The following is a 22,072-nucleotide window of genomic DNA, read 5'->3' on the forward strand; positions in this document are numbered from 1 at the left end:
AAAAATGGCTGGGGTACTAGGATTCGAACCTAGGGATGGCGAGATCAAAACCCGCTGCCTTACCGCTTGGCGATACCCCAACAGCGCTCCTCAACAGTCATGAAACTGGCAAAGAACTTTTAAAAATGGCTGGGGTACTAGGATTCGAACCTAGGGATGGCGAGATCAAAACCCGCTGCCTTACCGCTTGGCGATACCCCAACTAGAGATGGTGGCTATGACGGGATTCGAACCTGTGACCCCCGCATTATGAGTGCGATGCTCTAACCAACTGAGCTACATAGCCAACCTTGCTTCCGGTGAGTCGTCACCTCGTCACCGTGCGGGCCGAATTATGCGTATCTGGCTCTGGGGCGTCAACCCTTTTTTTGCCAGAAAAACGCAATTTGAGTGCGTTTGACCAGTTATTGGTCTCTGTTGCGCAAAAGCCCAACAATCTGCTTTTTTTTAAGACATTGCCATTATTGCCCGGGCAATGGCAGATAAAAAACAGGCCAGCAAATGCTGGCCTGTCATGGGATTAGACGTTGAACAGGAAGTTGGTCTTGAGTGAGTCTCCATGGATGTCATGAAGTCTCATCTTTTAATTCAATCTCTTTATTATCAATAAATTAAAGAGTTTTTGGTCTCACGACGTTTCAGGTGGAATCACTGGTAGCCAAGTAGTTTGTGTACGCAGTTGCGTACTCAAAATGCTATTGTGTACACAGCTTGAACAAAGGGGCTAGGGTGGCGCTTAAGACAGATCGGGAAATCGCCAATTTGAAGGCGGAGGATGGCCAACGACAGGTGGTTGCTGTTGCTAGTGGGGCTGGTGGTGGGTTGTGTATCGAGGTTCGCAGTGGTGGGCGTTCTAAAACATGGCTTTACCGTTATCGTATCAATAATAAGGCCCGAAAATTCACATTGGGCTCTTACCCAGCAATGAGCTTGGCGGCTGCGCGAGTTGAGCACGGTAAGGCTGTTGCTTTGGTTAAGGCAGGAGAAGATCCTGCTGCTGTTGCCAAAGCATCCAAAGTGAAGCGGTCGGCTATGCCGACATTTGATGCGTTTTTTGAAGAGTGGTTGGAGTGGAAGCAAGTTGCCAGGCCTGCCCGAGCATCTACCGTTGAAGCCTATCGTCACACACACCGACTATATATAAGCAAAGCCATTGGTAGTCTGTTACTGAAAGATGTGACGCGAGCAGTGTTGTTTGCTCACTTATCTAAGGAAGGTGCGAATAAGTCACCAAACATAAAAATGCGCCCTTGTAAGCATTTGAATTTAATAAACTAAATTTTTCAGTTTCGTTGTGGAGGGTGCTTATTCGCACCCTCCCTAAACTAAGTCCAATGCTCATCGCTTAGCAATACGGCTATACCATGACCAGTTTGGAAATAGTTGACCACTACAATATTGAGGTGTCAGCGAAGATATCAGAATAGGCCGGCTCCGGCTGAGGGCTTACAGATATAGATGCTCGGGGCCAGACCGCTTACTTGGGGATAACGAATATTAACCTGTTCGCACAATGCTGCTGTCAGTGACTGTGGAACCAATGCAACCACACAACCACCAAACCCGCCACCTGTCATCCTCACACCACCACGACTGCCGATGATATCTTTGATTATGTCGACCAGGGCATCAATGGCGGGCACTGTGATGGCAAAATCATCACGCATCGAGGCATGAGAGGCTGCCATTAATTCGGCCATCATGACCATGTCTTCATTGGCAAGCGCATCGGCCGCTGCCAGCGTTCGTTCATTCTCGGAGATGACGTGGCGTGCACGGCTCGCGACGACAGGAGCCAGTTCGTTGGCTCGCTCCGTGAACTGGGTCATAGTCAGGTCGCGCAGTGCCTTGACCCCAAAATGCCGTGCGGCCTCTTCACACTGTGCTCTGCGGGTATTGTATTCGCTATCCACCAGGCCCCGGCGTACGTTCGAGTTGATTATGACCACATCAATGTCGGCCGGCATGCTTACAGGACGGGTTTTCAGGCTACGGCAATCGATCAGCAGGGCATGATCCTGCTGACCCAGGGCGGAGATGAACTGATCCATGATGCCGCAGTTGCAACCGACGAACCTGTTTTCCGCCAGTTGTCCGTTCAGGGCGATATCTGCCTGGCTGATGTCGAGGTGATTCATCTCTTTGAAGATCTGTCCTACCGCCACTTCCAGAGAGGCGGAAGAGCTCAGACCGGCTCCCTGCGGTACATTGCCACTGAGCACCAGGTCAGCCCCGGTCAGTTGACAGCCTCGCAATAGCAAATATTTGACGACACCTCGCACATAGTTGGCCCACAGGTATTCCGGGCGCGGCTCTATGGGGTGGCGCAAGTCAAATTCATCCAGCTGGTTGTCATAGTCGGCAGCGATCACCCTGATCAGGCTGTCTTGGCGGGGGGCCGCACTGATCACTGTCTGATAGTCAATGGCGCAGGGGAGCACGAAGCCGTCGTTGTAGTCCGTGTGTTCCCCGATGAGGTTGACACGCCCTGGAGCCTGAATGGCGAGGGTAGGGGGATAACCGTACTGGGTGTAAAAGGTGCGTTCAGTCACGCTGCGTGGCGATTCAATACTCATATCTCAACCTCAAACCTGTTCACGAAAATGGATATCACTGACGGAACGCAGGCGTTCGGCCGCCTGTTCTGCCGTCAGGTCACGCTGTGTTTCCGCCAGCATTTCATAGCCCACCATAAATTTGCGTACGCTCGCAGAGCGCAGCAGGGGCGGGTAGAAGTGGGCATGCAACTGCCAGTGGTCATTCTCCTCGCCATTGAAAGGCGCACCATGCCATCCCATCGAATAGGGGAAGGAGCACTGAAACAGGTTGTCATAGCGGCTGGTCAGCTTCTTGAGCGCAAGCGCGAGGTCTTCACGCTGTTGTGTTGTCAGGGCCGGTAGACGTGTTACCGCAAACTTGGGAAGCAACAGGGTTTCGAAGGGCCAGGCCGCCCAATAGGGCACCACTGCCAGCCAGTGCTCCGTTTCCACTACGGTACGGCGGCCGTCAGCCTGTTCGCGCTCCACATAATCGAGCAACATGGCACGACCATTTTTTGCAAAATACTCCCGTTGGGCATCATCTTCCCGCGCGGCTTCGTTGGGCAAGAAGTCGTTGGCCCATATCTGCCCATGGGGATGGGGATTGGAGCACCCCATCATGGTGCCCTTGTTTTCGAATACTTGGATCCAGCGGTATTCGCGCCCCAGCTCTGCAGTTTGCTCGCACCAAGTGTTGACCACGGCGGTGAGGGAGGGGATAGACAACTCGGGCAAGGTCTTGCTGTGATCCGGTGAGAAGCAGATTACCCTGCTGGTGCCGCGTGCACTCTCTAGCTGGAAGAGGGGGTCCTCGCTGGTTGGGGCCATAGGTGTATCAACCATCAGTGCCGCAAAGTCGTTGGTAAAAACGAAGGTCGACGGATAATCCGGATTTTTGTCACCAGTGACGCGAGTGTTGCCGGCGCAGAGGAAGCAATCCGGATCGTGAATGGATCGCTGGGTGCGATCAGGTTCATCCTGCTGCCCCTGCCAAGGGCGCTTCGCCCTGTGGGGAGAAACTAGAACCCACTGCTGGATCAATGGGTTGTAACGACGGTGGGGGTGATCGGTTGGTTCAAATTGCATAGGAAGGCCTGTCTCGTTCTGTACATTCATGGAAGGGGGTAACCGTTCGGATTTTGGGATTGCCAGCGCCAAGTATCGGCCGTCATCTCATCAAGCGTGCGATGAGCCTTCCACCCCAGCTCGTTGTAAGCCCGTGTTGGATCGGCCCAACACTGCGCTATGTCTCCGGCACGGCGGGGCACGATCTCATAAGGCAGCTCGCGACCACAGGCCTTGGAGAAGGCGGCATGAATGTCTAGGACGCTGTAGCCATGCCCAGTGCCCAGGTTGTACACATGGACGCCAGCTTGCCCAAGAGTATGTTTCAAGGCTGCAACATGGCCATCGGCTAGATCCATGACATGAATGTAATCCCGCACACCGGTACCATCCGGTGTCGGGTAGTCATCACCAAAGATGGCGAGTTTGGCACGGCGGCCCACTGCCACCTGGGCAATATAAGGCATCAGGTTATTAGGAATGCCCTGGGGATCTTCGCCCATTAGACCGCTGGGATGGGCTCCCACCGGATTGAAATAGCGCAACAGGGTCAATGACCAATCGGGAGCTGATCGTGCAAAGTCTTTGATGAGACGCTCCACCATCAGCTTGCTCTGACCGTAAGGGTTGGTGGCGCTCAAGGTTGGCGTTTCCTCGGTGATGGGCATGCTCTCTGGCTCACCATAAACGGTGGCAGATGAGCTGAATAGTAAGGTCTTGACCCCGGCGCGTCGCATTGACTGCAGCAACACCAGGGTGCCGCTAACATTGTTGTCATAGTACTCGAGAGGCTTTTCTACCGATTCTCCTACTGCCTTGAGGCCTGCGAAGTGGATCACTGCATCTATCGGTTGGTCTGCAAACACACGATCCAGCAGGTCGGCATCCCGCACATCACCGTGATAGTGCAGGGGACGCTGCCCGCTGAGGGTGTGGATACGTTCTAGTACACTTTCTTTACTGTTAACCAAATTGTCCAACAAGATGGGGGTCATCCCGGCAGCGATAAGCTGCAAGCAGGTATGACTACCTATGTAACCAGTTCCACCTGTGACGAGTATCTTCAACATGAATCTCTCCTTGGTGCTCGTTTTAATTAGGCTTTATTTAGTGTAACCGCTTACCCTTATTCTGCGCTTGTGAAAGCAGGCCGGGAAGATGCACCTCTGTTTTGTGTGACTTTTGTCACGTTTTTATCCGCGATTAGCATGATAATGAAGAATAGTGTATGTAAGATGATTACACGGCGAGGCGCTCGTATTGATAGAATGCTCCCGCTTTTGGTATGAAAGCCGTGTCAGGCATTGGAAATATCGGTAGTATCCTTACCCTGTAAAGCACAGGTTTTTATTTATACCGTTCACCGGAAAAGCTAATTCATGGCAACCATCAAAGATGTAGCAATCCTGTCAGGCGTATCCGTCGCCACAGTCTCACGTGTCATCAATAAGTCGCCAAAGGCAAGTCAGGCATCACGCGATGCCGTCTTCAAGGCGATGCATGAACTCAACTACCACCCCAACGCGAACGCGAGAGCATTGGCCCATCAGAACAATGAAACTTTGGGATTGATTGTTGCTGATGTGTCTGACCCGTTCTTTGGCACCATGGTTAAAGTTGTTGAGCAAGTGGCACAGGCCACGGGGAATTTTCTGCTTATCGGAAATGGTTACCACGACGCAGCCAAAGAGAAGCATGTAATAGAGCAGTTGATAGGGCATCGCTGCTCTGGCTTGGTGGTTCATGCCAAAATGCTGCCAGATGAAGAGCTGATCCAGATGATGAGCTATGTTCCAGGCATGGTACTAATCAACCGTATTGTTCCAGGATTCGAGTCCCGTTGTGTTGCGCTAGATGATCGCTATGGTTCCTGGCTTGCGACTCGGCATTTGATTCAGGAAGGCCATAAGAAGATAGGATTTTTATGCTCAAATCATCAGATATCAGACTCTCAGGACCGTCTGCAGGGTTATCTGGATGCTCTGCAAGAGCACAATATTCCGGTTGATGAACGCCTGATCTCCCGCGGTAGTCCTGATGAATTGGGGGGGGAGGCTGCGATGACCGAGTTGCTGGGTCGGGGACCGCAGATGACAGCCGTCGTTTGCTATAACGATTCGATGGCGGCGGGGGCCTTGTCAGTGCTTAGCGATAACGGGATTGATGTTCCTCAAGACCTCTCTTTGGTGGGCTTTGATGATGTGCTGATATCTCGCTACTTGCGTCCGCGTCTCACCACAGTGAAATATCCTGTGGTGGCTATGGCAACGCAAGCTGCTGAGTTGGCGGTGGCTCTGTCTCGTGGTGAGGCCATCAATTCAGCGACCAACTTGTTTAGCCCGACCTTGGTTCGACGTCATTCAGTCAAAACCTTGTAAATCTGACCCCGTCTCTCTAAGTGGTCAAGCTCCTAGGAGCTGGCCACTTTTCTGTTTGCTTCTGCTTGACGTTGCCTTTAATGCCCGTCTCGCTATCCGCTCTGTTAGCTAAGACCTCTGCCTAAGTCGTTGGCTGGGGGGCTCTTTGCGTCCGCAGTGTCTGCTTGGCAGCGTGGTTGTGCGAAAACACTTTATTAGCAGTGTAATCGATAACACGTGTTGCGATGGGCTCTTTTCATTGTATATCAGTAGTTTATGATTGATGTTGTGTTGGTGTAATGTATTTTCACCATTTTCATGATGCTTGTTTTCATGAATGTGTGATGTGTGTCATGACAAAAGTTCAATCGGCGCGCATATAATCCGTTCCGTCGGTGAGAGCGTTTTCTTGGATGCTGACGTTCATCGCCATACATATATAGATACAACGGAGGAAGGAACGCACATGAAGACCAAATATTTGACATCATCGATTGCACTCGCTATTGCCATGATGGCTGCGAATGCTCACGCTGTTGATTTTACTGGTTATTTCCGTTCTGGGGTCGGTGTTTCCCAAGATGGTAAACAGCAGACAGCGAATAAGGATCTATTAGGTCGCCTGGGTAATGAAGATGATACCTATGGCGAAATTGGTCTTGGACAAGAGCTGTTTAAAAAAGATGGCGTCTCGTTCTATGTAGACAGTACGGTCAGCATGGAAAGTGATGGTTCTAATGACGGTGAAAGTACCAAAGATGATGATGCAAAATTTGGTCTTCGTCAGTTTAATGCTAAAGTTAAAGGCCTCATTGCTAGCGATCCAGATGCAATACTGTGGGTTGGTAAGCGTTATTATCAGCGTCATGATCTGCATATTATCGACACCAAGTATTGGAACGTGTCCGGTGCAGGCGCAGGCTTGGAAAATCTGAAAGCAGGGCCAGGAGCATTCTCTTTTGCCTGGATCCGTTCCGACGGCAATGATATTGATAATTCCATTACCAATAATGATCTGAATATCAACTTCCTTGATGTACGCTATGCAGGATTAAAGCCCTGGAGTGGTGCTTGGACTGAGTTTGGTGTTGATTACGCTATGCCCAACCCAACTGATGAGCAAAAATCTGCTGGCTCCAGTTATGATCCAAAGAATGGGGTAATGGTGACTGGTGAAATCAGCCAATATTTTGATGGCTCAGGCATCAATGAAAAGCTGGTACTGCAGTATGCCAATAAAGGTCTGGCTCAGAATATGATCTCGCAAGGTGGTGGTTGGTATGACGTATGGCATACAACCGACGATGCCACTGGCTACCGCGTCATTTTGACTGGTGATATTCCAGTTGGTGAGCGTTTCTCAATCAACCATGTTTTCACTTATGGCAAGGGTGAAAAACTCCAAGCTTGGCACGACAATACTGAACTCTTTAGTGCAGTAGCTCGTGGTTCATATGCTTGGACTGATATTACTAAGACCTTGGTTGAGCTTGGCACTTTCGAGCGCACCAAAACTTGGACCAGTGGTTCTGAAGACAAAGAAAGTGGTCAAAAATATACGTTGGCACAAGCTTGGTCTGCTGGCCCTAGTATGATGGCTCGTCCTGAAATCCGTGTTTATGCAAGTTATCTGACAGATGGTGAAGGTGATTCCTTCAATGGTAACACCGATGACCATGCGTGGAACTTTGGTGTCCAAGCTGAAGCGTGGTGGTAATATCTACTCGGGTTTGTTACATGCTGCCCCCTTTTGGGGGCAGTCTTGTTTGTGTCACCATTTGATAGGGAAATACGATGAAGTTGGCCAATTATCTCCTTGCCGCTGCGGTGGCTGTCGTGTTGTCGGGCTGTTCAAGCATGACTGTTCCCCTGCAGCCGCATGAAGCCGTGTTAAATTCCCCCGATGCAGCCAAACAGGCGCTGCTTTCAGCCCAGAGTTGCTGCGCTTCCCTGTCGGCGCTTAAATATCAACCTCTGGCGGAAGGCGATACGCTACTGACCATTGATGGTTCTTCCCAAGTTTATAAATTTCAGGAAGGGTTGAGTTACCTGGCTGCCTACCAGTTGCCCACTAATACCGGTGATATGGTGGTCAAGGTTGCCGCCCAAGTGGGCAAGAGTGTCTTGATGCCACAGGTATTGATGCTCAACAGCAATTTTGAAGTAACCCGGGTATTGGGCAAATCCCTGTTTAGTTACAAACCAGCACACCTGCTCGATAATGACCGTATTGAGGGCACCATTTACGTAAGCCGTAATGCACTCAAGCCAGAGGCGTATATGGTCATCTATTCACCGGCCACCGAGCTCTCGGGTTCGACCACGATTTTGCACCCCGCCAAGGCGTTTGCCCGAGCGACTTCCACTCAGGAGCCGCCGGTCAATGATCCGGTTATCCCGCACTCCCCGTGGGGATTGGTCAAGATTGAGCTGGTGGATCGCGCCAAGCTGGAAGGGGTCGATAATGTGTTTAAATCAGAATACAGCGACAAACTGGCATTGAGCCAGGGGGTGCAACCCAGTGCCATGGCGCTTGGCGCCGGTGCTGGCGCTGTGGCGGCAACGGCGATAAAGAATCAGCCAGCCGTCGCGACTCCGACCATGTTGGGTGAAACGGAGAACTTCTATCTGACTCAGATTGAGAAAGCGGTGCAGGCTGGTGATATCGACAAGGCGATGAAACTGGTGGATGAAGCTGAGCGGGCTGGCTCGACCAAGGCCAAGACCACCTTTGTCGAGGCGGTCAAGCGCAGTCAAAAATAAGACGAGCCACGTTTCTTAAATAACAACGCCTGCTTAAGCAGGCGTTGTTATTTAAGAAACATAATGCCAGCCAATTTTTACGGGTTGGCATTATTTGTCGGTATTATCTGTGCAGCAATATTTAATCTTTACTGACGGTGACGATCACCTTGGCGGGGTCACGACGATCAAGCGTAAATGTGTAACTTCCATCAGCAGCTGGTGTAAATTTCATATCGCCCCACTGGTAACCGGCTTTGACCACCACGGGCTTGCCTGACTCGACTTTGCTGATGGGATCGAACTGGCCATAGGTCGTGTCACTTTTCCATTTTTCATCAGCAATCTTGAACTTGTAAGCGCCGTGACTGGCTTGCAGTTGCGTCTTTACGCTCAATAGGTCGGTCGCCTGAACCGTCATTTTGGCGGCAGCGGGCGCTTCCCAGTTGTTCATCTCGCCACGTAAAAACAGAGCACGGGTTTGCGCAGAGTCATCATCGGCAAATGCAGGTTGCAGGCAGCTGAGCATAGCTGCGACAAGCAGAGTACGTTTGAGCATGTTAGTAGGTCCTCATGGTCATGGGATATCTCCCGTTTTGGTCAGGTATTTTGCAGAACAAAGCGCTGTACCAGAGATTGCTGCTGTGAAGAGAGCTTTTGCAGTTGCCCGCCGGTATGAGCCACATTGCCCAGCACTTTTTGGTTTTCATTGGCAATCGAGCTGATATTGCTGATGTTTCGGGCTATTTCTGTACTGGTTTGGCGCTGCTGTAGGGCCGCTGTAGCGATTCGACTGCTCAGTTCGGCCACTGAGTGAAGACTGTCTGAAAGAGCGCCAAGCATCATTCGGGTTTGTTGACTGTCCTGGCTACATGCCTGCATTACTCCGTGGCAGCGGACAATGGTCTCGACCGCTCCGGTGACCCCTTGCTGCAGGGCCGCAATGTGCGACTGGATCTGGGTTGTTGACTCTGCGGTATGACGGGCTAGCTGGCGTACCTCGTCGGCAACAACCGCGAAGCCACGGCCGTGCTCGCCGGCTCTGGCGGCTTCTATTGCCGCATTGAGCGCGAGCAGGTTAGTTTGCTCTGTGACCCGCTCAATGATCTCAAGAATGCCACCGATATTGACACTCAAGTGATGCACTGACTCAATGGCGTGGCAGGAGTTGGTCAGGTCGTCAGCTAATCGACTCATTCGCTCTGCAGTGTGCTTACTCATCATGCTGGTCTGAGTGGCTTCTTTCGCCACCTGTGCCAGCGTCTGTTCGGCCATTTCAGCACTGGTTGCCACTTCTCGCGCCGAATAATCCATCTCCTCCATCGCGGCGCAGACACTGTTAGTTTCACTTCGCTGCTGCTCAAGCTGGCGGGTGGCGCTTTGTTGTGCGCTCAGGTTGAGCTCGGCCATTTCCCCGAGTGAACGGGCGGCATGTACCACTTGGCTGAGCATATTGCTCATCTCGTGTGCCAAAGAATTGATCCCTTCGCCTACTTGCCCCAGTTCGTCATGACGATCCAGAATGGCTCGCTGTGTCATGTCACCACGACTTAGTGAGAGCAGTGTTGTGAGCAGTTGTTGCATGGGCTTACGAATGGCGCGAATCAGATGCAGTAAAATAAGAGCGCTCAAACACAGTGAAACCAGTAGCCCAACCGAGAGCCCGATTTCCAGTTGCAACAGAATACCCTGGCTTTGTGAAACCCGCGCACTGAGCTGGGCGTCCACGATGTCATCAATGGCAGAGAGTTCTGCGAGCAGTGAGTCAACCATGCGGGTTGCTTGCTCGCTTTGATTGCGCAATTGTTCACTGCGCATAGAAAGTTCCAGGTGTTTTGCCAAGAGTGCTTGGGGGCCGGAGAGCAAGGCAAATACGCTATCTAGGGTGATCCCGGCACTTTGTTCAAGGTCAATATAGTCACCAAAGGCACTTTCCTGCGTGCGTAATTGCACTGAGAGTTGCTTGCGCAGTGCAGCCAGTTTCATCGCTGATGCGGTGAGTTGCTCAACCTTGCTGGCAATCAGCTGGGGATCACGTTGTTTGAGAGAGTCTGTCACACTACTTGTTTGTAGCTCCAACTCTTGTAACAGCTGATTTTTTGTAAGCACGGCAGGATGAGCCCCCAGTGGCGCAACCAATATATCCAGTTGTCCGCGTAATTTTCGAAAAGCACTATTGAGTCTGTTATCGCGGCTGAGCGTCTGCTGATGGGAGAGATTAGTGGCATAGTCAGTTGCAAGTTGCTTTATCAGTGCCCAGTACTGGCTCTGCTGCTCGTCCAGCGTCAAGACCTTCTCTTGTAAATCGGCATCACTGTTGGTCTGCTCTTTTAGACGCTGCGCGTCTTGCTGGTAGCTTTGTTGCCATTGCTGCATGAGGGCTATCGCTTTATCGATATCCTCCACAGAGGGCTGCAATAAGGCGACTCGCAGGCTCTTATCGAGAGAGAAAAGGTCACGCGTCACCGCGCGGCTCTGTACCAACGTCGGGGCAGTGTGTCCGGTAAGCTCATTGACTTGGGCTGCCAATCTCTGTCCGGTATAAAGCGAAAGCCCGACCGAGAGAATCAGCAATAAGATGATGGTAAGAAATCCCAGTGCGATGCGCTGAATAATGGAAAAATGTCGTTTTGATGTCTTCATTGTAATCAATTACACGGATTAAGAGTTATGACACTCGGTTGATTGATGACCGAAGACCTCTTCGGCGACTCGTTGCTGATGCGTCGCAACACGTCTATAGCGCGTCTTTTGATCGCCAGGAACTTCTTGTGTAACGTTTACACAATTAAGTGAGTATTTTACACCGCCTAGTTCAGGACGAAATTACAACTCACCGGAGCTGAGAGATAGCTCTCATTTTCCTTTTAATAACAAATGAATAAAAAAAAGCCCCCGGCTCTGCTGGGGGCAAATCTGGCATGGCTTGTGATGAAATCAGTGGTTGATGCGTAATCCTTCTGCATCAAAAACGAGACAATGTTCGGGTGAGAAAAAGACATCCATCTTCTGGTAGGGGCTAAATGCGCTGTCGCCGGCAAGTAACAGTTTGAATCCATCGACGCCGCAGCACTGGCCAAACAGATAGGTACTGTTGCCCAGGCGTTCAACGACTTCACAGGTAAAAGTGAGGTGAATGCCTTGGCCGTTTGGCACAACATGCTCCGGACGCAGGCCCAGTGTCACTTCGCTGCCTTCTGCTACGTGAGAGGTGGCTATGGGCAAAGTCAGGATCTGTTGCTCACTGACTTGTACGGTCAGCTCATTTTCACTCCAAGCAAGCACTTTACCGGGCAGGAAGTTCATCTTGGGGGATCCGATAAAACCGGCGACAAACTTGTTGGTTGGTTTGTAGTAGAGTTCCATCGGAGAGCCCACCTGCTCTACCTTGCCGTAGTTCATGACCACGATCTTGTCTGCGAGGGTCATTGCTTCCACCTGATCGTGTGTAACGTAAATCATGGTGGTCTTGAGTTCCTGATGCAGCTTGGCGATATGTAGACGCATCTCCACACGGAGTTCTGCATCAAGGTTGGATAGTGGCTCGTCAAACAGGAACACCTTGGGGTTACGCACGATAGCTCGGCCGATGGCTACGCGCTGACGCTGCCCGCCGGAAAGTTGCTTGGGTTTACGGTCGAGCAAGTGGGAAAGTTGCAGTGTTTTGGCCACCATGCTGACCTGATGTGCGATCTCCTCTTTCACCACACCATTGACCCGCAGGCCATAGCCCATATTTTCGGCCACAGTCATGTGGGGATACAGGGCATAGGATTGGAACACCATGGCCACCCCGCGATGAGCTGGGGCTACATCGTTGACCACCTGCTCATCAATCGCAATGTGGCCGTCCGAAATCTCTTCCAGACCGGCGATCATGCGCAGCAGAGTGGATTTACCACAACCGGAAGGACCGACAAAGACGGTGAACTCACCGTCTTCTACATCCAGATTCACATTATGTAGGGTCACATTGCTGCCAAAACGCTTGATCACATTGTTCAGTCTGATACTCGCCATGAGCTTTAACTCCTTGATAATAAATGCATTAGCTGCGAGTGCTGGGGCGGTCATACCCCTTCTGCGGCTTTTTTGCCCTAGGAGGGAGAAGGCGTTTCACACCGTTTCACTCTGTGGCTTTAGAGGGACTATATCAGGCTGGTGTAATCGGTTGCACAAAATGCTGTTTCTTTTGTGCATGAGATCACAGCCTTGATATGTGCTGCTGGCAGGCAGAGCAAGCACCGCTTACCGTAGAGGTATTCGGTGTAATCGTTACCTTTTTTGCTGTTCCAGTGCACCCGAAGACCTGTGCCAAGCAAAAATCAAGTGATAGAGCGTATTGCTCCGGATCTGATGTATGGGATTAAACCATTTATTTTTCATTGCATTAGGTGGTGGTTAGGTTGTGTCGTAGAGGCCAGACCAGTCCGGCGTGAAATGTGGCTTTGCTTTGTTTTACACCCGAATTGGTAACAATCTTCAGAAGTTACACCGACTGGATGGAATCGTAACACTCACTTTACCTACGTGGTCTGACAAGACCTGCTTTTACCTGAGTTGGGGACAAGGAAATTATATGAAAATCAACAAATTGACTGCTGCAATGTTGTTGTCTTTGGGCGTTATGGGGTTGGGCCAGTTAGCCCGCGCCGCTGACGGTGAACTTCTGGTGTGGGAAGACATCAAGAAATCAAACGGCATTGAGGAGGCTGTCAAGGCGTTCGAAGCCAAGCACAACGTCAAGGTGAAGATCCTCGAAACCCCGTATGCCCAGCAGATCGAGAAGCTGCGCTTGGACGGTCCGGCCGGTATCGGTCCGGATGTACTGGTACTGCCCCATGATCAGGTTGGTACTGCCGTGGTGCAGGGGCTCATCAGCGAGATCAAGCCGGGGGCCGACTACCTTGCTGGTTTCACCAAACCTGCGGTGGATGCCCAGACTTATGAAGGCAAGCTCTATGGCCTACCCAAGGCGGTCGAGACCATTGTCATGGTCTACAACAAGGACTTGTTACCCAAGGCTCCTGAGAGCTTTGACGAGCTGATCAAGGCTTCCCAGACCCTGCGCGGGGAGGACAAATACGGTCTGCTCGCCAAGTTTGACGAGATTTATTACTCCTATGGTGTAGTTGCAGCCATGGGGGGTTATATCTTCGGCCAGAACCCCAACGGTTCGCCCAACGTCAAGGATGTGGGCCTAGCCAACCAGGGCTCGGTCGATGCAGTGAGTCTCCTCAAGCGTTTCTACAGCGAAGGCCTTTTCCCGGCCGGTATCGTGGGTGAGACCGGTGCTAACGCCATCGATTCCCTGTTCACCGAGAAGAAGGCCGCTGCCGTCATCACCGGGCCCTGGTCGTTCCAACCCTACAAGGATGCCGGTGTGAACTACGGTGTCGCCCCGCTGCCGACACTGCCCAATGGCGAACACATGCGCTCCTTCCTCGGCGTGAAGGGGTACAGCATCTCAACCTATTCCAAGCAGAAAGAGCTGGCACAGCAGTTCATCGAGTTCATCAATCAGCCTGAGTACGCCAAGGTCCGCTTCCAGAAGACCGGTGAGATCCCGCCGCTCAAGGCGTTGATCGACGATCCGCTCATCAAGGAAGACGAGAAATCCCGGGCCGTGGCCATTCAGGCTGGCTTCGCCATCCCGATGCCAAGTGTGCCCGAGATGCAGGAGGTGTGGACCCCGGCCAACAGCGCACTGCAGCTCGGTGTGACCGGCAAGCAGGATGTCAAGGCGGCTCTGGACGGCGCGGTCAAGAACATCAACATGCAGATCGAAGTCAATCACGCACAGCAATAACAACAGTCGAGCTCCGGCTCGATTCGGGCCGGGCGGCATCAGTGGTCGCCCGGGCTCTTAATGGAAAGGAGGTAAATTGTGGTTGTCGATTCCGAATCGTTCACCCAGATCGGTACAAGAACCCATCATGCCAAGGTTGCCGCGCTGCTCTCGCTGATACCGGGACTCGGACAGTGGTATAACCGGCAGTGGGTCAAGGGCACCCTGTTTTTCATCGTCATGGTTTGCTTCTTCGGCGTATTCCATGACTTCCTGTCCCAGGGCTTCTGGGGCCTGTTCACCCTCGGCACCGAGTTGCCGCGGGACAACTCCGTCTTCCTCCTGGCCAAGGGGGTCATCAGCGTACTGGTGGCCATCTTTGGTTGTGCTTTCTACTACTGGAGTATCCGCGACGCCTATATCAACGGTGATCGCCGCGATCGTGGCGTGGCCCTGACCAGTGTGCGCAAGCAATACCAGTTGCTGCTGAGCGAAGGGTTTCCGTACCTGATGATCACCCCGGGCTTCATCCTGCTGGTGTTCGTGGTGGTGTTCCCCATCATCTTCGGCTTCTCCATCGCCTTCACCAACTACGATCTCTACCACACCCCGCCGGCCAAGTTGGTGGACTGGGTGGGGATGAAGAACTTCATCAACATTTTCAAGCTCGATCTGTGGCGCTCGACCTTGCTTGACGTGTTGCAGTGGACAGTGATCTGGACGCTGATCGCCACCACGTTGCAATGCTCGGTCGGGGTGCTGCTGGCGATCCTGGTCAATCAGAAGGATCTGCGCTTCAAGCCGCTCATCCGCACCATCCTGATCCTGCCGTGGGCAGTGCCCGGTTTTGTCACCATTCTGGTGTTCGCCGGCATGTTCAACGAAACCTTTGGCGTCATCAACAACGGTATTCTGGCTTCTCTGGGTATCGACCCCAAGGCATGGATGACAGATCCCTTCTGGACCAAGACGGCCCTCATCCTGATGCAGACCTGGCTTGGCTTCCCGTTCGTCTTCGCCATGACCACTGGGGTGTTGCAGGCTATCCCGGATGATCTCTACGAGGCGGCCACCATCGACGGTGCCAGCACATGGCACAAGCTGACCACCATTACGCTGCCCCTGGTGCTCTATTCGATCGCTCCGATCCTCATCACCCAGTACACCTTCAACTTCAACAACTTCAACATTATTTACCTGTTCAACAACGGGGGACCTGCGGTGGCCGGTTCCAATGCCGGCGGCACCGACATCCTGGTCTCCTGGATCTACAAGCTGACCATGTCGTCATCCCAGTATGCGATTGCGGCGAGCATCACCATTCTGCTCTCCATCTTCGTGGTCGGCATTGCCCTGTGGCAGTTCCGTGCGACCAATTCGTTCAAGCAAGACGACATGGTGTAAGGAGAGCCAGCCATGAGTGCCAAACACAGTCTGAAAAAGAGTAATGCCATCCGCCTGACCCTAAGCTATTTGCTGCTGGCTATGGTTGCGGTGGTCATCATCTACCCCCTCATCTGGACGGTAGGGGCATCCCTCAACCCGGGCAGCAGTCTGCTCAACACCTCGATCATCCCGGAAAACTTCTCCTTTATTCACTATCAGGAGCTGTTTGATGGGCGCATCGACTATGCCGCCTGGTACTGGAACTCGATGAAGATCAGCTTCCTGACCATGGTGCTGACCCTCATCAGTGTCAGTTTCACCGCCTATGCCTTCTCGCGCTTTCGTTTCCGCGGGCGGCAAAACGGCCTGATGCTGTTCCTGCTGCTGCAGATGGTGCCCCAATTCTCGGCCCTCATCGCCATCTTCGTGCTGGCCCAGATGCTCGGCCTGGTCAACAGCCACCTGGCGTTGGTGCTGGTCTACGTGGGTGGCATGATCCCGATGAACACCTATTTGATGAAGGGTTACCTCGACGCCATCCCCAAGGATCTCGACGAGTCGGCGCGCATGGATGGGGCTGGCAACTTCCGCATCTTCATCGAGATCATCATGCCGCTCTCCAAGCCCATCATCGCGGTGGTAGCACTGTTCTCCTTCACTGGTCCGCTCGGTGATTTCATCCTGGCCAGCACCATATTGCGTACCCCGGATCAATTCACTCTGCCTATCGGTCTTTACAACCTGGTCGCCCAGAAGATGGGAGCCAGCTACACCACCTACGCGGCGGGGGCTGTGCTCATCGCGGTACCGGTGGCCATCTTGTACCTCTCCTTGCAGAAGTACTTCGTTTCCGGTCTTACCGCAGGTGGGACCAAGGGTTAATTCGTTAAACAGGACGTTCGACATGAAAATCAAGAAGACGCTGGTGATGGCGGCGCTGCTCGCCACCGGCATGTTGGGCATGCAGACCCAAGTCATGGCCGCCGAGAGTGCAGTGGTGCAACCAGTGGCGGTACCGCAAGCCTTCATCAAGGGGGCCGATGTATCCATGCTGGCTGAGGTGGAGAAGTTTGGCGGCAAGTTCTTCGATGCCAGCGGCAAGCAACAGGACGCCATGGCCATCCTCAAGGAGAACGGTTTTAACTACATTCGCCTGCGCCTGTGGGTCGACCCTAAGAATGCAGACGGTAAGCCTTACGGCGGCGGCAACAACGATCTGGCTGCCACGATAGAACTTGCCAAACGTGCCAAGGCGCACGGCATGAAGTTCCTGCTCGATTTCCACTACAGCGACTTCTGGACCGATCCGGGTCGTCAGAACAAACCCAAGGCGTGGCGTGATATGTCGGTCGAGCAGTTGGCGGATGCGGTCTATGCCCACACCAAGGAGAGCATGGATGCCCTGGCCAAGGCTGGCGTGGTGCCTGAGATGGTGCAGGTCGGCAACGAGATCAACGGCGGCATGCTGTGGCCAGAGGGCAAGAGCTGGGGCCAGAACGGTGGCGAGTTTGATCGCCTGGCCACTTTGCTCAAGGCCGGCGTGCGTGCGGTGAAAGAGCACGGCAAGGATATCAAGGTGATGTTGCACCTGGCTGAGGGTACCAAGAATGACACCTTCGTCTGGTGGTTTGACGAGATCGCCAAGCGCGAGGTGCCCTTCGATATCATCGGGCTCTCCTTCTACACCTACTGGGATGGTCCCATCAGCGCCCTCAAAGCCAACATGGATGACATCAGCAAGCGCTATGGCAAGGATGTGATCGTGGTCGAGGCCGCCTACGGCTACACCACGGACAACTGCGACAACGCCGAGAATAACTTCACCGCCAAAGAGGCGAGCGACGGTGGTTACCCGGCTAGCGTGCAGGGGCAGGCCGACTTCCTTCGCGATCTTATCAAGAGCGTGGTGGCGGTACCGGATGGGCGTGGCAAGGGCGTCTTCTACTGGGAGCCTGCCTGGCTGCCGACGCAGGGCGCGACCTGGGCAACCAAGGCCGGTATGAAGTACAACAACGACGACTGGAAAGAGGGCAATGCCCGGGAGAACCAGGCGCTGTTTGACTGCTCCGGCCATGTGCTTCCCTCGATCAAAGTATTCAACTGACCCGGTTTCAACCGATAGGGCGGCCGGCCATGGCCGGCGCCCCCTCGTCTTAGGAGATGTGTGATGTTCAAGTTTTCCCCGCTCAGTGAACGGGTGCCTGCCCTGTTGCATGGCGCTGACTACAACCCGGATCAGTGGCTGGACGACCCTCAGGTGTTCGAGCGCGATCTCGAGATGATGAAACAGACCCATTCCAATGTGATGTCGGTCGGTATCTTCAGCTGGTCTTCCCTGGAGCCACAGGAGGGGCGCTATGAGTTTGGCTGGCTCGATACGGTGATCGATCGCCTGCATGAGAACGGCGTGTCGGTCTTCCTCGCCACCCCGAGCGGAGCCCGCCCGGCCTGGCTTTCCCAGCGCTATCCCGAGGTGCTGCGGGTCAGCAAGGAGCGGGTTAAGGCGCTGCACGGTGGTCGTCATAATCACTGCATGAGCTCGCCTGTCTATCGTGAGAAGGTACGTGCCATCAACGGCGCTCTGGCCGAACGCTATGGTCGTCATCCAGGTGTTATCGCCTGGCACATCTCCAACGAGTACGGTGGCGAGTGCCACTGTGAGCTATGCCAGGGGCGCTTCCGTGACTGGCTCAAGGCACGCTATGGCAGCATAGAAGCGCTAAACCACGCTTGGTGGAGCAGCTTCTGGAGCCACACCTATACCGACTGGTCACAGATCGAATCCCCGTCACCCATCGGGGAAAGCTCGATCCACGGCCTCAACCTCGACTGGAAGCGTTTCAACACCGCCCAGGTGAGTGACTTCTGCGCCGAGGAGATCAAGCCCTTGAAGGCGGCCAACCCGAGCCTGCCGGCCACCACCAACTTCATGGAGTACTTCTACGACTATGACTACTGGCAGTTGGCCAAGGAGATCGATTTCATCTCCTGGGACAGCTACCCCCTCTGGCACAACAGTGGCGATGACTCGACCCTGGCGGCGTACACCGCCATGTATCACGACCTGATGCGCACTCTCAAGGGAGGCAAACCTTTCTTCCTGATGGAGTCGACCCCGAGCCTGACCAACTGGCAGCCCATCAGCAAGCTCAAGAAGCCTGGAATGCATATCCTATCCTCCTTGCAGGCGGTAGCCCACGGCTCCGACTCGGTGCAGTACTTCCAGTGGCGCAAGAGTCGTGGTTCGGTCGAGAAGTTCCACGGCGCCGTGGTCGATCACGTTGGTCACATCGATACCCGGGTGGGCCGCGAGGTACAGGCACTAGGCGAGATCCTGGCCAAGTTGCCAGAGGTCGCGGGCAGCCGCGTCGAGGCGAAAGTGGCCATCATCTTCGATTGGGAGAGTCGTTGGGCCATGGACAACGCCCAGGGCCCACGCAATGCCGGTCTCTTCTACGAGAAGACCGTGGCCGAGCACTACCGCCCCTTCTGGGAAGCAGGGGTGGCGGTGGACGTCATCAATGCCGACTGCGCGCTCGATGGTTATGACCTGGTTATCGCCCCCATGCTCTACATGGTGCGTGATGGCTTTGCCGAACGGGTCGACGCCTTCGTCAAACGAGGCGGCCAGTTTGTCACCACTTACTGGAGCGGCATCGTCAACGAGACCGATCTCTGCCATCTGGGGGGCTTCCCGGGGCCGCTGCGCCCGATCCTCGGGATCTGGGCCGAGGAGATAGACGGCCTCTATGACGAGGAACGTAACGCCGTCTCGGGTTTTGCCGGCAACGAAGCCGGACTCTGCGGCCCTTACGAAGTCACTCACCTTTGCGATCTCATCCACCTGGAAGGCGCGAGGGCCCTGGCCAGCTATGACGGTGACTTTTATGCCGGACATCCGGCGGTGACGGTCAACGAGCACGGGACAGGTCGCGCCTATTACGTCGCCTCGCGAAATGATCTGGCGTTCCAACGCGACTTCTTTGGCCATCTCATCGAGACCCTGGCTCTGCCGCGTGCCTTGCCAGCCTTGCCGGAGGGGGTCACCGCCCAGTGTCGCACCGACGGTAAGCAGGTGTTCGTATTCGTGCAAAACTTCGCCAACGCCGAGCGCCTGGTCACTCTGCCGGGTGGTCACAGTGACATGGTGAGCGGTGAGGCGCTGAGCGATTTACTGGTGCTGCCTCCATTCGGCTGCCGGGTGCTGCGTCGCGCCTGTTGATTGCGGGGCGGAGCCAGTGGCTTCGCCCTCTTTTTTACGTTTAGGAGACTCAAATGGTCAAGATGCAGGACTTCAAGCGGCTGTTCGCCGCGGCCCTCGGCCACAAGGAGGAGAAATCGGCCGAGGCACCGCTCTCCGGGCTGGACGAAGCGGCCATCACCGCGCTCATCGCTGCCTTTGGCGGGCGCGACAACATCGTGGGCTTTGACGCCTGCCTGACCCGGCTGCGGGTCAGGGTCAATGCCTTGCAGCCGGTCGACAGCGAGGCGCTGCAGCGTCTCGGCGCCATAGGCGTCATCATCATCGGCGACGAGGTGCAGGCCATCTTCGGCAAACGCTCGGACAACCTGCGTCGTGATCTCGGTCAGTGGTTCGAACTGCACGAGCCGGAGCAGCACTAGGATGCGCCCCCCGCTGAGCTGGCCACTGTTGGTCATGCTGGGAGCCATCAGTGCAGGGGCTGGTGCCGCTCCTCATAACCTGGCCATCCGAGGGGCGGATGTCTCCACCCTGGCCGAACTCGAGCGCCTGGGCGTTCACTATCAAGACGGAACGCGGCAGGGGGATTTGCTAACCCTGATGCGCAAGCGTGGCCTCAACCTGGTACGCCTGCGGCTGTGGGTCGATCCCCGTTCGGCCAAGGGGGAACCCTTTGGTGGTGGCAACAATGACTTGGAAAAGGTGATTGCACTGGCGCAGCGAAGCCGGTCCCTCAACCTGCCCTGGTTGCTCGATCTTCATTACAGCGACTTCTGGGCCGACCCTGGCAAGCAGCACACGCCACGGACCTGGCGAGGCAAGTCGGATGCAGAGTTGGCGGCAATGCTGCACGATTACAGCGCCGCCGTGATACAACGCCTGCGCGAGGCCGGGGTGCCACCGCAAATGGTGCAGGTCGGCAACGAACTCAATAACGGCATGCTGTGGCCGCAGGGGCAACTACACCGGCAAGAAGAAGAGGAGGGGTTCGATCGATTAGCCCAGTTGCTCAAGGCGGCCATCGCCGGGATCCGTGCTGGCAGCGAGGGGGGTATCACCCCACGACTGATGCTACATCTTGCTGAAGGAGGGGATGAGGCTCAGTGCCTACGCTGGTTCAAGGCGATGCAGGTACGCGATGTGCCGTTCGATCTGGTGGGTATCTCCTTCTACCCATATTGGCACGGATCTCTGGGCGACCTCTCGCGCACCATGAACAGCCTTGCCACCCAAATCAGGCGTCCGCTGCTGGTCGTTGAGACCGCCTATGGGCATGACACCGTCAACCAGGACGAGGTTCGTAACGCCTTCGGTGAGCAGGAGGCCGTACGCGGCGGGTTTGCTGCGACGCCCGAGGGGCAACTAGCGTTTCTCGATGCACTGCGTGCTGCTATTGCCGCAGTGCCGGATCAGCTCGGGCTCGGGTTTGTCTATTGGGAGCCGGGCTGGATCCGGGTCCCCGGCGACAGTTGGGCCAGTCGCGCTGGCATGGCGTTCCTCGGGATAGATGAGCCCCTCGGCAATGGCTGGGAGAACCAGGCCCTGTTTGATCGGGAGGGCAGAGGACTGCCGGCGTTGGCCGCCTTTGTCCTGACCCGCTGACTATTTCACATTGAAGAGATGACAACAGCACAATGAAGATTGACATGAAAAAGACCAAAATTGTCTGCACCATCGGTCCGAAGACCGAATCCAAAGAAATGCTGGCCAAAATGCTGGACGCCGGCATGAACGTCATGCGCCTGAACTTCTCCCACGGTGACTACGCCGAGCACGGCAGCCGCATCAGCAACCTGCGCGCTGTGATGGCCGAGACCGGCAAGCACGCAGCTATCCTGCTGGACACCAAGGGTCCGGAAATCCGTACCATGAAGCTGGAAGGCGGCAACGACGTCGCGCTGGTCGCTGGCCAGACTTTCACCTTCACCACCGACCAGACCGTGGTTGGCAACAAAGACAAAGTGGCCGTGACCTATGCAGGTTTCGCCAACGA

Annotated in this window: 18 protein-coding genes and 3 tRNA genes; 12 read left to right on the top strand and 9 right to left on the bottom strand. The window is 54.4% G+C overall.

Annotation, left to right across the window (positions count from 1 at the left end):
* Positions 1–5: 5 nt before the first annotated feature.
* From AB5Y90_RS01455 to AB5Y90_RS01465, 3 genes are all read right to left on the bottom strand, one after another.
* Positions 6–80, bottom strand: a tRNA-Gln gene (locus tag AB5Y90_RS01455).
* 46 nt (positions 81–126) lie between these two features.
* A tRNA-Gln gene (locus AB5Y90_RS01460) sits at positions 127–201 on the bottom strand.
* Between the two features lie 8 nt (positions 202–209).
* Positions 210–286: transfer RNA gene (locus AB5Y90_RS01465), tRNA-Met, on the bottom strand.
* Positions 287–729: 443 nt separating this feature from the next.
* Here AB5Y90_RS01465 and AB5Y90_RS01470 point away from each other — a divergent pair.
* Positions 730–1,278: an integrase arm-type DNA-binding domain-containing protein gene (locus tag AB5Y90_RS01470; RefSeq protein ID WP_257124501.1), complete on the top strand. Its 549-nt coding sequence runs from the start codon at positions 730–732 to the stop codon at positions 1,276–1,278.
* Positions 1,279–1,418: 140 nt separating this feature from the next.
* Here AB5Y90_RS01470 and galK read toward each other — a convergent pair whose 3' ends face one another.
* Genes galK through galE form a run of 3 tightly spaced genes read right to left on the bottom strand, consistent with a single transcriptional unit; the run spans position 1,419 to position 4,672 of the window.
* Entirely contained in the window at positions 1,419–2,576 is a 1,158-nt protein-coding gene (galK, locus tag AB5Y90_RS01475) for a galactokinase (protein WP_252657424.1), read from the bottom strand.
* Positions 2,577–2,585: 9 nt separating this feature from the next.
* Complete coding sequence (gene galT, locus AB5Y90_RS01480) at positions 2,586–3,626, bottom strand: galactose-1-phosphate uridylyltransferase (protein ID WP_257124502.1); 1,041 nt, start codon at positions 3,624–3,626, stop codon at positions 2,586–2,588.
* A 26-nt stretch (positions 3,627–3,652) separates the two neighbouring features.
* Entirely contained in the window at positions 3,653–4,672 is a 1,020-nt protein-coding gene (gene galE, locus AB5Y90_RS01485) for a UDP-glucose 4-epimerase GalE (RefSeq protein WP_257124967.1), read from the bottom strand.
* A gap of 312 nt (positions 4,673–4,984) precedes the next feature.
* On the opposite strand from galE, the gene galR reads away from it, so the two are divergent.
* From galR to AB5Y90_RS01500, 3 genes are all read left to right on the top strand, one after another.
* Entirely contained in the window at positions 4,985–5,983 is a 999-nt protein-coding gene (galR, locus tag AB5Y90_RS01490; protein ID WP_257124503.1) for an HTH-type transcriptional regulator GalR, read from the top strand.
* A gap of 445 nt (positions 5,984–6,428) precedes the next feature.
* The gene (locus AB5Y90_RS01495) at positions 6,429–7,679 is read left to right on the top strand and encodes a maltoporin (protein ID WP_368166446.1); all 1,251 of its coding nucleotides are present in this window, start codon (positions 6,429–6,431) and stop codon (positions 7,677–7,679) included.
* Positions 7,680–7,756: 77 nt separating this feature from the next.
* On the top strand, positions 7,757–8,725 hold the full coding sequence (locus tag AB5Y90_RS01500) for a MalM family protein (RefSeq protein ID WP_368166447.1): 969 nt from the start codon (positions 7,757–7,759) through the stop codon (positions 8,723–8,725).
* Between the two features lie 121 nt (positions 8,726–8,846).
* Here the strand turns inward: AB5Y90_RS01500 and AB5Y90_RS01505 are convergent, their stop codons facing one another.
* The 3 genes from AB5Y90_RS01505 to AB5Y90_RS01515 all read right to left on the bottom strand — a co-directional run bounded on the left by AB5Y90_RS01505 (position 8,847) and on the right by AB5Y90_RS01515 (position 12,724).
* Positions 8,847–9,263 (bottom strand): hypothetical protein, encoded by a 417-nt coding sequence (locus AB5Y90_RS01505; protein WP_368166448.1) that lies wholly within the window; start codon positions 9,261–9,263, stop codon positions 8,847–8,849.
* A gap of 41 nt (positions 9,264–9,304) precedes the next feature.
* Positions 9,305–11,347: a methyl-accepting chemotaxis protein gene (locus tag AB5Y90_RS01510; protein ID WP_252657143.1), complete on the bottom strand. Its 2,043-nt coding sequence runs from the start codon at positions 11,345–11,347 to the stop codon at positions 9,305–9,307.
* Between the two features lie 294 nt (positions 11,348–11,641).
* Positions 11,642–12,724 (bottom strand): ABC transporter ATP-binding protein, encoded by a 1,083-nt coding sequence (locus AB5Y90_RS01515; RefSeq protein ID WP_042080906.1) that lies wholly within the window; start codon positions 12,722–12,724, stop codon positions 11,642–11,644.
* Between the two features lie 559 nt (positions 12,725–13,283).
* Between AB5Y90_RS01515 and AB5Y90_RS01520 the strand changes: the two genes are divergently transcribed.
* From AB5Y90_RS01520 to AB5Y90_RS01555, 8 genes are all read left to right on the top strand, one after another.
* Positions 13,284–14,513, top strand: a complete 1,230-nt coding sequence (locus AB5Y90_RS01520; protein WP_368166449.1) for an extracellular solute-binding protein — start codon at positions 13,284–13,286, stop codon at positions 14,511–14,513.
* A 78-nt stretch (positions 14,514–14,591) separates the two neighbouring features.
* Complete coding sequence (locus AB5Y90_RS01525; protein WP_068982262.1) at positions 14,592–15,896, top strand: carbohydrate ABC transporter permease; 1,305 nt, start codon at positions 14,592–14,594, stop codon at positions 15,894–15,896.
* A 12-nt stretch (positions 15,897–15,908) separates the two neighbouring features.
* Positions 15,909–16,760 carry a sugar ABC transporter permease gene (locus AB5Y90_RS01530; protein ID WP_068982263.1) on the top strand — a complete coding sequence of 284 codons (852 nt, stop codon included), beginning with the start codon at positions 15,909–15,911 and terminating at the stop codon, positions 16,758–16,760.
* Positions 16,761–16,782: 22 nt separating this feature from the next.
* On the top strand, positions 16,783–17,982 hold the full coding sequence (locus AB5Y90_RS01535) for an arabinogalactan endo-beta-1,4-galactanase (RefSeq protein WP_139390237.1): 1,200 nt from the start codon (positions 16,783–16,785) through the stop codon (positions 17,980–17,982).
* Between the two features lie 63 nt (positions 17,983–18,045).
* Entirely contained in the window at positions 18,046–20,100 is a 2,055-nt protein-coding gene (locus AB5Y90_RS01540; RefSeq protein WP_368166450.1) for a beta-galactosidase, read from the top strand.
* A gap of 53 nt (positions 20,101–20,153) precedes the next feature.
* A complete protein-coding gene (locus AB5Y90_RS01545) occupies positions 20,154–20,501 on the top strand; it encodes a glucose PTS transporter subunit EIIB (RefSeq protein WP_042080911.1) in 348 nt (115 codons plus the stop codon).
* A 1-nt stretch (position 20,502) separates the two neighbouring features.
* The gene (locus AB5Y90_RS01550; protein ID WP_042080912.1) at positions 20,503–21,681 is read left to right on the top strand and encodes a glycosyl hydrolase 53 family protein; all 1,179 of its coding nucleotides are present in this window, start codon (positions 20,503–20,505) and stop codon (positions 21,679–21,681) included.
* A gap of 44 nt (positions 21,682–21,725) precedes the next feature.
* Positions 21,726–22,072 (top strand): pyruvate kinase (locus AB5Y90_RS01555; RefSeq protein ID WP_368166451.1); only part of this gene is annotated, 347 nt, incomplete at its 3' end.

Source organism: Aeromonas sp. R4-1 (assembly GCF_040908325.1).
GTDB lineage: Bacteria > Pseudomonadota > Gammaproteobacteria > Enterobacterales > Aeromonadaceae > Aeromonas > Aeromonas veronii.

What these genes read in the sequence shown, in the direction of transcription:
- AB5Y90_RS01500 (WP_368166447.1), top strand. Translation starts at nt 7,757, where the DNA reads ATGAAGTTGGCCAATTATCTCCTTGCCGCTGCGGTGGCTGTCGTGTTG.
- galT (WP_257124502.1), bottom strand. Translation starts at nt 3,626, where the DNA reads ATGCAATTTGAACCAACCGATCACCCCCACCGTCGTTACAACCCATTG.
- AB5Y90_RS01515 (WP_042080906.1), bottom strand. Translation starts at nt 12,724, where the DNA reads ATGGCGAGTATCAGACTGAACAATGTGATCAAGCGTTTTGGCAGCAAT.
- AB5Y90_RS01545 (WP_042080911.1), top strand. Translation starts at nt 20,154, where the DNA reads ATGGTCAAGATGCAGGACTTCAAGCGGCTGTTCGCCGCGGCCCTCGGC.
- AB5Y90_RS01550 (WP_042080912.1), top strand. Translation starts at nt 20,503, where the DNA reads ATGCGCCCCCCGCTGAGCTGGCCACTGTTGGTCATGCTGGGAGCCATC.
- AB5Y90_RS01510 (WP_252657143.1), bottom strand. Translation starts at nt 11,347, where the DNA reads ATGAAGACATCAAAACGACATTTTTCCATTATTCAGCGCATCGCACTG.
- galK (WP_252657424.1), bottom strand. Translation starts at nt 2,576, where the DNA reads ATGAGTATTGAATCGCCACGCAGCGTGACTGAACGCACCTTTTACACC.
- AB5Y90_RS01540 (WP_368166450.1), top strand. Translation starts at nt 18,046, where the DNA reads ATGTTCAAGTTTTCCCCGCTCAGTGAACGGGTGCCTGCCCTGTTGCAT.
- AB5Y90_RS01535 (WP_139390237.1), top strand. Translation starts at nt 16,783, where the DNA reads ATGAAAATCAAGAAGACGCTGGTGATGGCGGCGCTGCTCGCCACCGGC.
- AB5Y90_RS01520 (WP_368166449.1), top strand. Translation starts at nt 13,284, where the DNA reads ATGAAAATCAACAAATTGACTGCTGCAATGTTGTTGTCTTTGGGCGTT.
- AB5Y90_RS01495 (WP_368166446.1), top strand. Translation starts at nt 6,429, where the DNA reads ATGAAGACCAAATATTTGACATCATCGATTGCACTCGCTATTGCCATG.
- galR (WP_257124503.1), top strand. Translation starts at nt 4,985, where the DNA reads ATGGCAACCATCAAAGATGTAGCAATCCTGTCAGGCGTATCCGTCGCC.
- AB5Y90_RS01505 (WP_368166448.1), bottom strand. Translation starts at nt 9,263, where the DNA reads ATGCTCAAACGTACTCTGCTTGTCGCAGCTATGCTCAGCTGCCTGCAA.
- AB5Y90_RS01530 (WP_068982263.1), top strand. Translation starts at nt 15,909, where the DNA reads ATGAGTGCCAAACACAGTCTGAAAAAGAGTAATGCCATCCGCCTGACC.